This is a genomic window from Thiomicrospira pelophila DSM 1534, assembly GCF_000711195.1.
GTDB lineage: Bacteria > Pseudomonadota > Gammaproteobacteria > Thiomicrospirales > Thiomicrospiraceae > Thiomicrospira > Thiomicrospira pelophila.
The window spans coordinates 543,568-556,565 of record NZ_JOMR01000001.1; the positions used below are offsets into that span (position 1 = coordinate 543,568).

At 43.7% G+C, this 12,998-nt stretch carries 11 protein-coding genes and 1 tRNA gene; 8 read left to right on the forward strand and 4 right to left on the reverse strand.

The genetic code is table 11. The features are described from left to right. Positions 1-4: 4 nt before the first annotated feature. From murD to murG, 3 genes are read left to right on the forward strand one after another with little or no spacing between them, the layout of a single operon-like run. Positions 5-1,342 (forward strand): UDP-N-acetylmuramoyl-L-alanine--D-glutamate ligase, encoded by a 1,338-nt coding sequence (gene murD / locus N746_RS0102605; protein WP_029933806.1) that lies wholly within the window; start codon positions 5-7, stop codon positions 1,340-1,342. Then, complete coding sequence (gene ftsW, locus N746_RS0102610; protein ID WP_029933807.1) at positions 1,339-2,496, forward strand: putative lipid II flippase FtsW; 1,158 nt, start codon at positions 1,339-1,341, stop codon at positions 2,494-2,496. Before murD ends, ftsW begins: the two co-directional genes overlap by 4 nt. Next, the gene (murG, locus tag N746_RS0102615) at positions 2,483-3,562 is read left to right on the forward strand and encodes an undecaprenyldiphospho-muramoylpentapeptide beta-N-acetylglucosaminyltransferase (RefSeq protein WP_029933808.1); all 1,080 of its coding nucleotides are present in this window, start codon (positions 2,483-2,485) and stop codon (positions 3,560-3,562) included. The genes ftsW and murG overlap by 14 nt, the downstream gene beginning before the upstream one ends. 14 nt (positions 3,563-3,576) lie before the next feature. Here the strand turns inward: murG and N746_RS0102620 are convergent. Beyond that, positions 3,577-3,652 (reverse strand) — tRNA-Arg (locus N746_RS0102620). A 126-nt stretch (positions 3,653-3,778) separates the two neighbouring features. Here N746_RS0102620 and N746_RS0102625 point away from each other — a divergent pair. The 3 genes from N746_RS0102625 to N746_RS10575 all read left to right on the forward strand — a co-directional run bounded on the left by N746_RS0102625 (position 3,779) and on the right by N746_RS10575 (position 7,999). After that, positions 3,779-5,803 (forward strand): methyl-accepting chemotaxis protein, encoded by a 2,025-nt coding sequence (locus tag N746_RS0102625; protein WP_029933809.1) that lies wholly within the window; start codon positions 3,779-3,781, stop codon positions 5,801-5,803. Positions 5,804-5,876: 73 nt separating this feature from the next. Next, positions 5,877-7,097 (forward strand): diguanylate cyclase, encoded by a 1,221-nt coding sequence (locus N746_RS0102630; RefSeq protein ID WP_051678471.1) that lies wholly within the window; start codon positions 5,877-5,879, stop codon positions 7,095-7,097. A 68-nt stretch (positions 7,098-7,165) separates the two neighbouring features. Further along, the gene (locus N746_RS10575) at positions 7,166-7,999 is read left to right on the forward strand and encodes a putative metalloprotease CJM1_0395 family protein (protein WP_051678472.1); all 834 of its coding nucleotides are present in this window, start codon (positions 7,166-7,168) and stop codon (positions 7,997-7,999) included. A 51-nt stretch (positions 8,000-8,050) separates the two neighbouring features. Here the strand turns inward: N746_RS10575 and N746_RS0102640 are convergent, their stop codons facing one another. Then, positions 8,051-8,362 carry an ArsR/SmtB family transcription factor gene (locus tag N746_RS0102640; RefSeq protein WP_029933812.1) on the reverse strand — a complete coding sequence of 104 codons (312 nt, stop codon included), beginning with the start codon at positions 8,360-8,362 and terminating at the stop codon, positions 8,051-8,053. Between the two features lie 175 nt (positions 8,363-8,537). Here N746_RS0102640 and N746_RS0102645 point away from each other — a divergent pair, with 175 nt between their 5' ends. Continuing rightward, on the forward strand, positions 8,538-9,857 hold the full coding sequence (locus N746_RS0102645; RefSeq protein WP_245603369.1) for a S41 family peptidase: 1,320 nt from the start codon (positions 8,538-8,540) through the stop codon (positions 9,855-9,857). Continuing rightward, positions 9,857-10,411 (forward strand): DJ-1 family glyoxalase III, encoded by a 555-nt coding sequence (locus tag N746_RS0102650; protein ID WP_029933814.1) that lies wholly within the window; start codon positions 9,857-9,859, stop codon positions 10,409-10,411. Before N746_RS0102645 ends, N746_RS0102650 begins: the two co-directional genes overlap by 1 nt. A 37-nt stretch (positions 10,412-10,448) precedes the next feature. Here the strand turns inward: N746_RS0102650 and N746_RS10820 are convergent, their stop codons facing one another. Both N746_RS10820 and N746_RS10580 read right to left on the reverse strand, forming a co-directional pair. After that, positions 10,449-10,610, reverse strand: a complete 162-nt coding sequence (locus N746_RS10820; RefSeq protein WP_156018260.1) for a hypothetical protein — start codon at positions 10,608-10,610, stop codon at positions 10,449-10,451. A gap of 4 nt (positions 10,611-10,614) precedes the next feature. Next, a complete protein-coding gene (locus tag N746_RS10580; RefSeq protein WP_051678473.1) occupies positions 10,615-12,984 on the reverse strand; it encodes an EAL domain-containing protein in 2,370 nt (789 codons plus the stop codon). Between the last annotated feature and the right edge of the window lie 14 nt (positions 12,985-12,998).

The window sequence follows — 12,998 nt, forward strand, 5'->3', positions numbered from 1 at the left end:
AAGTGTGGATTTAGTAGCTGGGCTAGGGCAAACAGGACAATCTGTAATGCGGTATTTACAAGCATCGGGTGAGCCGATGTTGGCATTTGATACACGGCCTGATTTTGATATTAGCCAACTCCAAGAAGATTATCCAAAGGTTTTATTTGCTACGGGTGAGCTTCCCAAAGCCTGGCATAAATGGATCACCCGTGTGGTTTTAAGTCCGGGCATATGCAAACGTGACGCCTGGGTGTTAGCGTTACAAGAGCGCGGCGTAGAAGTGGTCGGTGACATTGAATTATTTGCGCGCGCGGTGAGTCAACCAGTGGTCGCGATTACCGGTTCAAATGGCAAAAGCACAGTTACGACATTGGTCGGTGATTTTTTAAGTGCCGCCGGCTATCGAGTCGGCGTGGGCGGTAATATCGGTCGTCCAGCCTTGGACGTATTACTAGACGACTGTGAATGCGATGTATATGTACTGGAGTTGTCCAGCTTCCAGCTTGAAACCACCTACTCACTTCATAGTACAGCCTCTACCGTCCTAAACATTAGCGAAGATCATATGGATCGCTATGCGGGTTTGGATGACTATATTCAGGCTAAAACCATTGTTTATTCAGATACTGAGTTAGCAGTTGTGCCTAAGGGTTATGAGTCGCAGCTTTGGCTGACAAAGCAGTTAAAAAAAGTCTATTTTGGTCTGGAAATGCCACAAGCTGATAACGAGTATGGTGTATTGACGCATGATCAGCAGGCCTGGTTAGGCCGCGGCAACCAGGCCTGGTTGAATTTGAACGAGATCGCCTTAAATGCACCACATCATCAATTAAATGCTTTAGCTGCTATGGCTTTGTGTGAACCCTTTGATCTACCAGTCGGTGTATTTCAACAAGTGTTAGCCAACTTCAGAGGCTTGGCGCATCGAACCCAGCTCGTAGTTGAACACGCTGGTGTGGAGTGGATAGATGACTCTAAAGGCACGAATGTGGGGGCAAGCCTAAGTGCGCTACAAAGCTTAGGGCAACAGGTGTTGCCGGAAGGCCGCATTATTTTATTAGCTGGTGGTGTTGGAAAGGGAGCGGATTTTTCGGATTTAAAACCCGCTATACAAACCTATGCTCGCGCTTTGGTATTGTTTGGACGCGATGCCAATATCATGCATCAAACGCTATCCGACAGTACGGATTGTTATCTGGTAGAAAACTTACAACAAGCCGTTAGACAAGCCCAAAAGCTGGCTAAGCCGGGGGATATTGTGCTGTTATCACCGGCTTGCGCCAGTTTTGACCAGTTCAAAAACTATCAAGACCGCGGTGAACAATTCTCTTTAGAGGTTAAAAAGGCCTTGGGTTTATGAAAGCCTGGCTCGATTCTTTCAAGCAACAGCTGTGGACGGTTGATTACTGGCTATTAGGTTCATTGTTAATGTTAATTTTTTTGGGTCTAACGATGGTTTTATCCAGTTCGTTAGCCATTAGCGAACAGCGCTTTGATCAGTCTACCCATTATTTTGTTCGTCAATCTATTGCGCTCGGCATCGGTTTATTGGGCGCTTTGTTCGTGTTTAAAATCCCCATTCAGTTTTGGCAAACACACCGCGGCAAGTTATTTTTGTTTGGGTTGTTGCTATTAGTTTTGGTGCTGGTTTTTGGTCGAGAAATCAGTGGTTCTAAACGTTGGTTACCTTTGTTGGTGATGAACTTTCAGCCAGCGGAGTTTGTTAAATTGGCCGCGATTGTATTTGTTGCCGGTTATCTTCAACGTCATTTAAATGCAGTAAAGGAAGACTTTAACGTCATTATGCGTTTGTCTTTGCCATTTGGTCTGATGGCACTTCTATTATTATTTCAGCCTGATTACGGTTCTACTTTATTAATTGCGGCGGTTGTAACCGCGATGTTATTAATTTCCGGTGCGCCATGGCGTTACTTTGTTTTAACTATAATGCCGGTTGTGATTTTGTTGAGTTTGTTGGTACTCTATTCACCTTATCGTATGGCGAGAGTGGTCAGCTTTTTAGACCCTTGGCAAGACCCTTATGGTGCGGGTTATCAGTTAACCCAAGCTTTAATTGCATCCGGTTCGGGTGGTTGGTTTGGGGCTGGGTTGGGAGCGAGTGTACAAAAACTATTGTATTTGCCGGATGCGCATACCGACTTTTTGTTCTCAATATTTGCTGAAGAATTTGGCTTTATCGGTGTGCTAGGTTTATTGATCTTGTATGGTTTTTTTATATACCGTATGTTTCGAGTCGCGCGCCGTTCTTGGACACCTGATCAACAGTTCTCGGCCTTACTGGTATATGGTGTTGCCACTTGGGTGGCCTTGCAGGTGATGATTAACTTAGGCGTAAATTTGGGCTTACTACCAACCAAGGGACTTACTTTGCCGTTTATGAGTTATGGTGGCAGTAGCGTTATGATGCTATGCATTGCCATGGCATTAGTGTTTAGAGTCGATTATGAACAACGCAAAACTGAAAGATTAGGAGTTACGCATGCCGCAGAATAAGCAATTAAGCCACATTGTTATTATGGCGGGTGGCACCGGTGGGCATGTGTTTCCAGGGATCGCATTAGCGGAGGCGTTTGCGCAAAAAGGCATTACTACACATTGGTTGGGCACGCAAGGCGGATTAGAGGCGAACTGGGTCGAGCAAGCCGGCTTACCTTTTTCAGCCATTAGTATTAAAGGCTTGCGTGGTAATGGATTAAAAGGTTGGTTGATGGCGCCGATAAATATTTGGCGCGCGTTTATTCAAGCACGCAGAATACTAAAGCAACAAGCACCAGACCTGGTGATCGGCATGGGCGGTTTTGTCTGCGGGCCAGGTGGCCTTGCCGCGCGTTCACTAGGAATTGATTTATATCTACACGAGCAAAATGCGATTGCCGGCTTAACCAATAGGCTTCTATTGCCTTTTGCAAAGCGGGTATTTTGTGGGTTTGAGCCGCAAAACTTGTCCTCAAATAAATTAGAGGTGATTGGTAATCCGGTTAGAGCGAGTATTGAAACTGTGCCACCACTTGAGGCGAATCAACCCTCTAAAATACTCGTTATTGGCGGTAGTCGTGGCGCCCAAGCTTTAAATCAAGCTTTGCCTGCTGCATTGGCTTTAATCCCTGAAGCTCAGCGGCCATCGGTGCTTCATCAAACCGGCAAAAATAGTGTCGAATCAACGCGTCAAGCCTACCAGCAAGTCGGAGTTGAGGCGCAAGTTGAAGCGTTTATTGAAGATATGGCTTTGGCTTACCGACAGGCTAGCTTGGTGGTGGCACGTTCAGGGGCGTTAACGATAGCGGAGTTAATGGCAAGTGCTCGCCCCGCAATATTGGTGCCTTTTCCCTACGCGGTTGATGACCATCAGACGGCGAATGCGCAAGTTATGCAAGATCTTCAGGCGGGCAGTGTAATCCAGCAAGCAGATTTAACGCCGAGCCGTTTAGCGGAACAAATTCAATCTTGGTTAGAAGAAGGTGTAAGTGTTCAGGCCTCTCAAAATTTACGTCAACAAGCCTGTTTGGGTGCAGCAAATGCGTTGGTTGAGCGAGTAATGGACATACAGAAAAAAACTTAGACGGGGAAAGATGTTGGTCCGCTCACCAGGACTCGAACCTGGAGTTGCCGCTTAGGAGGCAGCCGTTTTATCCTGTTAAACTATAAGCGGTTTGCGAGCCCGCATTTTAGCAGGTTTTAAATTTTATGCCAAAACACATATGCCTATATCTCTGGGCTTGGTACTGTTTTTGCTATAAGAATCAACACATATTACTCAAATTTTGGGATAACGTTCATGGGCAAGTTTTTACAGAAGCTAACAATAAAACAAAAAATGCGTTTTGGGTTTGGCGTGATTTGGTTGGTTTTGGCGATTATTACGATTCAGGCGGCCTTCAATCTGTCAGTTGTGCGTATTAACGTTAAAGATGTAGTGGAAAATAAACAGCCGATAGCCTTAGCCTCAAATCAGTTGATTATAAATCTCGAAAAAAGCATGAACGCTTTGAGTGTTTATATGTTGACTGGTAATGAGGATACATTGAGCGGTTATCAGCAAAGCTATGCAGAATCGAGTGAGATCTTAGCCGAACTGGAGGAACGTTTAGCTGAAAAAGGTTATCAGGACAGTCGTGAGTATCTTAAGCAAGTGCGTTTAAATATGGCGAAATTGCCAGCGTACATTGAAGCGATCAAGCATCTGCAAAAAAACCGTAATGAGCAGTATCCAGCGTTTAAGTACGTAAGTGAAAATTTAGCCGGTTTAGCCAATACCATTCAGTTTTCCATTTCTACCATGGTGGCATCTGAGTTAAATGAACTGGACGCTGAGCGTCGCGTTTTGTTGGAAGATTTGTTAGCCTTGCAAAATAACTGGTTAAACGTGTTGAGCAGTGTGCGGGGGTATGTTGCGTTTCGTTCTTCCGATATGGCGGATAATACAGAGATGTATTTGAATGTGTCTGAACAGTTAATAGATCGTATTGCTCAACAAACGGCGATTGAACTGACCATCGAAGAAGAAGATGCCTTGCCTACCATTATGGATGCGTTCGCCACTTATCGTCAAAACTATATGACCTTAAAAACGATTCATGAAGGCGAGAAATGGCGAATGGATACTTGGATGATGGACAATGAGATTAAACCATTATTTGAGTCATTAGAACGTGATTTAGCGTTGGTTTCGGATACCGCTGTAAAAGAAATGGTTGATATGAGTGACCAGGTTGTCAGTAGCAGTCTGAATAACATCTTTTTATTGCTCGCTTTATCCATTTTTGGTCAAGTAATGGGGATGATTATTTCTAAACGAGTGACAAATGCGGTTGTCGGGCCGGTTAATAATGCAACTTTAGCGATGAAAGATATGGCACAGGGCGAAGGTGATTTAACCAGTCGCTTGCCAGTGCGTGGTCGAGATGAATTAGCTCAGCTATCGAGTTATTTCAACGTCTTTGTAGAACGTATTCAGCAGATGCTACAAGAACTCACCTTTACAGTTGAAGAATTAGAGCGCTCATCCACTGAATTGCTTGATGTTACCCAGTCCACTAAAAAAGGTTCAGATCAACAACTCAAAGCGACGGCAGAATTGACCGCCTCGGTAGGCGAAATGACAACCAAAGCAAAAACCGTTGAAGATCACTCACGCAATGCGTCGCGAGCTACAGAACAAGCGACTTCGCGTGTTAAGCAAGGCAGTCAAGTGGTTTCTGGCGCAAATGTAGCCATCCAGTCCTTATCGGATGGGATGCATGAAATGACTACCGCGGTTAATCAGCTTAATCAGGATTCCAAGTCGATTGGCCAAGTCGTGAGCGTGATTCGTGACATTGCAGAACAGACCAACCTATTGGCCTTAAATGCCGCAATTGAAGCGGCGCGTGCGGGTGAACATGGGAGAGGGTTTGCTGTGGTGGCGGATGAGGTGCGTGGTTTGGCGCAGCGTACGCAAGAATCGACCTTAGAAATAGAGCGCATTATCGAGAAAATTCGAGGCGCAACCAAGCAAACCGTGAAAGTAGTATCCGCCGGAGAGGAAAGTTCAAAAACAAGCTGTGAAGCCATACAGCGTGCCCAGCAAGAGTTGGCACCGGTCGTGGTGTTGATGGACGATATCAGTAAAATGAGTGAACAGATGTTTAATGCCGCTGAATCTCAGTCGAGCTTAGCGCATGAAGTTAATCAACATATTAGCCAAATTCATGCGGTTAGTGAATCTACGGCACGCGAGGCTCTAAATACCGAAAAGGCCGGTCATCAAATGCAGGCCTTAGCTGATCGATTAGAGAAATTAGTTCATCAATTTAAAATTTAATAGGTGATCGCTTATTAAGCTGAACACGAGAAGCTATGCGCAAAAAGTCTTAGTTATTGAAGACCAAAAAGCCATGGCGATGTTGCTGAAATCCCGCATTGAAGTGCGCTTTTCAGTCGAGGTGTTATTGGCTCATGACCTAGCTCAAACCCAGCAGTTTCTGGATGACTATGAAGGTCAAATAATGGTTGCATTAAGTGATCTTAATTTACCGGATGTGCCTAATGGTGAGTCGATCGGGTTATTAAAACAATATGGCATCACAACCGTAGTATTGACGGCAAGTTATGATGAAGCACTTCGCAAACGTGTTTTTCAGGAACGCGTAGCGGATTATGTTCTCAAAGAAGGAGCCGGTGCAATTGAGTATGTCTTGCGTATACTTAATTTGCTTTTGACAAATGATCAGCGTGAAATATGGTTAGCCAACATCTCGGATCGAATGGCACGAAAACTCGGTGGCTTATTAAGTATCCAACGTTTTAAAGTAAGGGTTTTTGATCAGCACAAAGAGTTGGAAGCTGAATTAGCTTTGTCGAAGCCAAATTTATTACTTATGGGGCAAGCCAAACAACAGAATGTTTGGCTCCAAGTTTTATCAGAAACACGGGCAATATTTGCCTTTTATGAATTACCGATTCTGGCCTGCATTGAAACCGAATCCGACATTAATAGCGCACTAAAATATATGAAATATGGTGCAACCGACTATATTGTTCAGCCTTTCAGTATCGAAGAGTTTTACACGCGGATAAGCCAAAATATTGAACAGCAGCAAGCCTACCAAGACATAAAACATATTTCGCAAACAGATGCCCTAAGCGGTTTATATAATCGACGTTATTGTTTAGATGTAGGTGAAAACCAATATCCTCAATGGCGCATTTCGGGTTCGGAGGTCTTTGCTTTGTTGGTGGATATTGATTTCTGCAAGCGTATCAATGATCATTATGGTCATCCAAAAGGGGATGAAGCGATCGTGTTTGTCGCGGATCAACTTAAACAGCATTTTTCTGACAAGGTGGTCGCCAGATTTGGAGGCGAAGAATTCTTAGTTTTGGGAGAGACTGACAATAGTTATGAAGTTTTGGTCAAGGCTGAAAGCTTTAGAAAAGCAATAGAAGTGGAATCAACCAAGCAAGTTGGCGTCAGCTTTAGTTGTAGCATTGGCGTCGTTTTTAACGCAGATAGTTTTGAGAAATTGGTGGCTCAGGCTGACCAAAAACTCTATGAAGCAAAAGAGCAGGGGCGTAATCAAATCTGCCATAAGTTTGAGCGTTTGCAGACGGCTTAATCTTTCTCAAAAAATAACCCTGTGCTAAACTGATATTTAAATAAAGTTTTCATTGGTGGGTTTAACTCATGGATAGCGTCGGCCAATCATTATATTCAAGTCCAAGTTGGGCGGGAGCCACTCAAGGTGTGTTGCCTTCGCAACCGTCTCAACGCATTGTGATTCCAACGAACGCAACCAGTAGTGAATCAAGCCCTACAACTCAAACCACCAGGCCTGGTGGTTCAGAACCAACTAATTCGCGCCCACAAAATTCGGTTGAATCAAATCGTGCGTCAAGTCAAGCCGACTCTTATGCCGATGTTTCATTAGAGCAACGTCAGCAAGAGCAAGCCGTTCAACAAGTATTGTCTCAGTTACGCGCGCGTGATCAAGAAGTGCGTACGCATGAGCAGGCCCATTTATCTGCCGCTGGTCAATATGCCACCAGTGGCATTAAATACAGTTATCAAACCGGCCCCGATGGACAGCGCTATGCGGTAGGTGGTTCAGTGGGTATTGATACTTCACCCGTGGCCGGTGATCCAGAAGCGACATTACAAAAAGCACGAGTCGTTCAACGTGCCGCTTTAGCACCGGCGGAACCATCGGGTCAAGACATGAAGGTTGCCGCTCAAGCCTCACAAATGATGATGCAGGCTCAACTTGAAATACAGGTACAACAAACTGAAAGTGCGCAAACCGAAAGTAACGAAGTCGACAACGAAAATGAATTAAATTCATCCTCACTCGACGATTCACGAGCACCGGCTAGTATACAGAACCGAGAAATACCTAATACGGATGAAACTGAAACGTTAAGTCAGACTCAAACTGTGGCAATGAACGCAGATCGGAATGAATTTGAGATTAGAATGAGTATGCAGCCTCAGTTATCTGATATGTTTGCTATTAGTGCCTAACGGCACAATTTTATCGTGCCGATTAGTAGCGTTGCAGATAATGAAATCTTCTTAAAGAGCAGGGCAAAAGGTATCTTGCATTGCACCTAATAAGTTAATGATTTCTTTGTCAGCAACTTTGCACAAAATTTTACTGCCTTCTCTGCGTGAGCTCACAATTCCTTTCTCACGCAAAATATCAATATGTTGGGACACGTTGCTTTGAGTTGTGCCCACCTTCGCCACAATATCCATCACAGGCATTTCACCGTCGCCAATGACACAGAGTATTTTTAAGCGCAGAGGATGCCCCATTGCCTTCAGAGCTTTTGATGCTTTTAAGATGTTGTCTTCTTTCATTTCAAAGAGGTTTAAATCGCTCATTCTGCAATAGGCCTTATTTCGTTGGATTAAGTTGTTAATTAAATTCTAATTGAAAACGAGGTCTCATGTCACCTAAACTTAATTTATAATGTAATAAAATTGCGATTAGTCATGTGGGCTAATCGAGGTGCTCATTTATAAAGCCACAGAGAATCTGGAGTGTTTGGTGAATAAAATAACCTATATGAAAAAAACCCTTTGGGTGTTTACAGGCACGCTACTTGGGGCGATGCTAGTATTCGGTAGCAATGTCATGGCTGAAAAGCAAGCCGAATCTCAAGTGGTTTCCCTGCCGATTGAAGAGTTACGTGCATTCGTTGAGGTATTTGATCGCATTTCATCCAGCTATGTCGAAGAGATTGAAGATGAAAAGCTGCTCGAAAACGCGATCAGTGGCATGCTGTCCGAGCTAGATCCTCATTCGGCTTATTTACCCGCTGAACATTTTGAAAAAGTCGAAGAACAAACCCGTGGCGAATTCGGTGGCTTGGGTATGGAGGTCGGCTTAGAAGATGGCTTTGTAAAGGTGATTGCACCGATTGATGATACTCCAGCTCAACGTGCAGGTATCAAAGCGGGCGACTTAATTATTAAACTTGATGACAAACCAGTTAAAGGCATGAGCTTAACCGATGCGGTTGAGTTAATGCGTGGTGAACCTGGTAGTAAGATTGTGTTAACGATTATGCGTGAAGGTGAACGTGAGCCATTTGAGAAAGAACTCACGCGCGCGGTGGTTAAAGTAAAAAGTGTGCGCCAACGTTTGTTAGCTAAAGACATTGGCTATGTTCGTATTAGTCAGTTCCAAGTAAGAACGGGTCGCGATCTGGCTTCTGCAATTCAAGAGCTGGAAAAAGAAAACCAAGCGAATTTAGCCGGTCTGGTACTTGATTTGCGTAACAACCCGGGTGGGGTGTTAAATGCATCAGTTGATGTATCGGATGTGTTTTTGGATGAAGGTTTGATTGTTTATACAGAAGGGCGCATTCAGAACTCTAAGATGCGTTTTGAAGCCAAAAAAGGTGACTTATTGCGTGGTATGCCTATCGTTGTTTTAGTCAACGAAGGTTCCGCTTCCGCCTCAGAGATTGTCGCTGGAGCGATGCAAGATCATGGTCGTGCTTTGATCGTAGGGCGTAAGACTTTTGGTAAAGGCTCGGTTCAAACTTTGTTGCCGCTTAATAATGGTGCTGCGATCAAGTTAACCACCGCGCTTTATTACACGCCATCAGGTCGCTCTATTCAGGCGGACGGTATTAAACCGGATATTGAAATTGATATGGTTAAGGTCGAACGTATAGAGGCGGGTAAGATTGGTCGCGTAAATGAAGCCAGTTTAGCAGGACACTTGAGTAATGGCAGTAAATCAGACGGTGAAGAAGTACTGCTGGTAGAAGATGAAAGTGTCAGTTTATTGTCGGACGATTACGAACTGCATGAGGCGTTGAATTTGTTGAAAAGCATGATGTTTATCAGCAAATCAGCGAGCAAGTAATGATTAGGGTATTGGTGCCGTTAGCTCAAGGTTGTGAAGAGCTAGAAGCGGTGACCATTATTGACATATTAGTGCGAGCTGAAATTGAAGTTGTGACGGCGAGTTTAGATGATCAACATATGATTCACTGCTCGCGCGGTGTCGTGTTACAGGCAAAAACGAGTTTGTCTGAGGTACTCAACCAAGCTTTCGATATGGTGGTCTTGCCCGGCGGACAACCCGGATCAGATAACTTGGCTGCCGATGAGCGTTTGCTTGAATTGTTGCGTGCCACCGTAAAATCTGGTGGTATAAGTGCTGCAATTTGCGCGGCTCCCAAAGCGTTAAAAGCCGCCGGATTATTGGACGGATTAAAAGCCACCAGTTATCCGGGTGTGCTGGATAAGCATCCTGCCCAGAATATGATTTATGTGAATGAAATAGTGGTGGATTCAGGCTCTATTGTCACGTCTAGAGGTCCTGGTACTGCAATGGACTTTGCTTTGCATTTGATCGAGCGTTTAAAAGGCATTGAATCTCGGACGAAAGTAGAAGCCGCTTTAGTGAGACCATAATCGTTAAGAGTAGGTTGTCTAAAAATTAGTGTATTTATTAGTGTAGTGTTTTATCTAGCATCGCTTTAATTTGTTGCGCAAGGAGCTTGGCGGCCTCAGGGCTAATACTGGGTAATTTCAAATTACGTTTGCTCTCAGCTTGCGCGATGCATTCTAGTAAACGTTTAATTTCTTTTTGCGTATCCGACTCTATTCCCATCGAACTATTCCTGAAGCTTTTCTAAATTAAGCGATGTGAAGCTGACTTCATCAGCTGGTTGCGGGCGCGATAATAAGTAACCTTGACCCTCGTCACAACCAAGCTCGCGCAATAGAGTTAACTGTTGTGGTGTTTCAATTCCTTCGGCTAGTACTTTTAAGCCTAAGCTGTGCCCCATGGTGATAATCGCGTTGACGATCGAATAGGATTCTGAATTGTAAGTTAGATCGCGCACAAAGCTTTGGTCAATTTTAATCCGGTCTACATTCAAATGTTTGATATAGGCCAATGAACTGTAGCCCGTGCCAAAATCATCTATAGAAATCTCTAGGCCTTTCTTTTGCAAAATACTTAAGGCTTGATTGTCCTCACTTAAATGATCCAGTAACAAACTTTCTGTAATTTCCAAATCAAGCTGATTGGGCTTAAGGTCATTTATCTCGAGATGCTTCTTAACTTGCTGTGTAAAGCCTTTTTCGTTTAGTTGAGCACTTGATACGTTGATTGCTACTCGTTTGAGTGGATTGTTTGATTTTTGCCATATACTGAGTTGTGCGAGGGCCGTTTCAAGTACAAAACCACCGATGGCATTGATTAGACCAAACTTTTCGGCGAGGGGGATAAACTCCCCGGGAGGCACCATTTGATCGTCTTTTTTCCAGCGTATAAGCGCTTCAGCGCCGGTCACTTCCAATGTGTTGAGTTGGTATTGTGGTTGGTAAACAACAAAAAACTCACGATTGACTAGTGCTTGATGCAGATTGATTTCAGTTTGGTAAAGATAGTGGATATGTTCATTCATCTTATCGGAGAACAAACAGTAGCCATTTTTACCCTGCTCTTTAGCTTTGTACATGGAAAAATCAGCATGGCGCATCAGGTCTTCTAGGCTGTTGCCATCTTTAGGATAGGTGGCGATTCCAATGCTACAGCCTAGTGTTTGAGATTGGTTATTGGTTTGATAAAGCTGTTTGATCGAATCAATTAACTGATTGGCAAGTTTACCGAGCATCAGTTCATCACAGCTTCGACAAATGATGGCAAACTCATCACCGCCTAGGCGCGCAACTAAATGATTATTGTCTTCTGGTAAATGGGACTGGATGATTTGGGCGACTTGCGTAAGCACTTGATCACCAGCCTCATGTCCTTGGGTGTCGTTTACCCATTTAAAGTTGTCTAGGTCTAGAAAGAATAAAGCAAAAGCTTGGTTTTTGTCTTGATTGATCCAGTTAGTAACGGTTTTTTGGAATAGGTTACGGTTGGGTAGCTGAGTGACTAGGTCATAGTTGGCTAGGCTTTCGAGTTCTTTTTGTGTCTGCTTGAGATGCGTTACATCGGTTAATAAGAAGGATAGGTAGGTATTGTCGAGACGAATGTCTTCAATTTGATGCACATCAATTAAATAATGTCGATTCAGGTCTGAGTTTAGACAGCCTTCTTGTCGAGCGTACCCCTCCTGGATAACATCCGAAAATAAGCGATCGATATCGATATCGACAAAAAGTTGTGGCAGCAGGGTCCAAATGTCGGTTTGTCGATCTAACTGAAAGGGTTTAACCAACGCATTATATTTAATATTTGTTTTGACCAGTTTGCCCTGTTCGGTGGTGATCGCAATTGATTCATGAATGTTTTGTAAAATGGCACTATCGAGCACGATTTCTTTGGTACGTTCGGTCACCTTTTGTTCCAACTCAGCCTGGAAGTCTTGTTGAATACGTTGTGCCTGACGGAGTTTTTTTAATGTGTAGACGCTAATTAGGGTAATTAATATAAAGAAGCTGATCAGCATAAAAATCCACAGATTTTTAATCACAGCGACATCATGATCTACCATTTGACGCGACTCTTTAAGTTGAACGTCTTTAATGCCGTAAAGCGTTTGGAAGAGTTGAATGGCTTTTTCTTGAATCGGTAGGGTTTCTAAAACCAATAAATCCAATGCCGCATCCTGTTGTTGGTTTAGAATTAGCGACATAACGCGGTTTTGTAAGTCACGGTTTAAGGTGGTTTCAGCTAATAGCTGATTGAGCAACCGTTTTTCTTCGTCATTGGTTTCCAGAGTTTGATATTTTTGTAGAGCAAGCATGATTTTGCCAGCTCGGTCATAAAGCTGCATTTGGTAATAGTCGAGCTCAAACGGGTCTTTAGCGGTCACCATTTGGAGTAGCAGAATGCTGCGGTCGCGCGCATTTTGGTAGAGTTTTTCGACCAGTTCTTTTTGTTGAAATTGTTGGTCTAGTTTGGCAATCGATTGCTGAATGCGGTGTTCAAAACTAAAGGCTAACAAGCTGGTGGCTAAAGCGAGTGTGCAAATTAATACATAGCCAAGCGCGACATAAAAAGTAGTGTTTTTAGCGGGTTTATTCACAATGATCCAGTTAA

Excerpts from the sequence above, each read along its gene's own strand:
- N746_RS0102650 (WP_029933814.1), top strand. The coding sequence starts at position 9,857 with ATGATTAGGGTATTGGTGCCGTTAGCTCAAGGTTGTGAAGAGCTAGAA.
- N746_RS0102640 (WP_029933812.1), bottom strand. The coding sequence starts at position 8,362 with ATGAGCGATTTAAACCTCTTTGAAATGAAAGAAGACAACATCTTAAAA.
- N746_RS0102625 (WP_029933809.1), top strand. The coding sequence starts at position 3,779 with ATGGGCAAGTTTTTACAGAAGCTAACAATAAAACAAAAAATGCGTTTT.
- N746_RS0102630 (WP_051678471.1), top strand. The coding sequence starts at position 5,877 with ATGGCGATGTTGCTGAAATCCCGCATTGAAGTGCGCTTTTCAGTCGAG.
- murG (WP_029933808.1), top strand. The coding sequence starts at position 2,483 with ATGCCGCAGAATAAGCAATTAAGCCACATTGTTATTATGGCGGGTGGC.
- N746_RS10575 (WP_051678472.1), top strand. The coding sequence starts at position 7,166 with ATGGATAGCGTCGGCCAATCATTATATTCAAGTCCAAGTTGGGCGGGA.
- ftsW (WP_029933807.1), top strand. The coding sequence starts at position 1,339 with ATGAAAGCCTGGCTCGATTCTTTCAAGCAACAGCTGTGGACGGTTGAT.
- N746_RS10820 (WP_156018260.1), bottom strand. The coding sequence starts at position 10,610 with ATGGGAATAGAGTCGGATACGCAAAAAGAAATTAAACGTTTACTAGAA.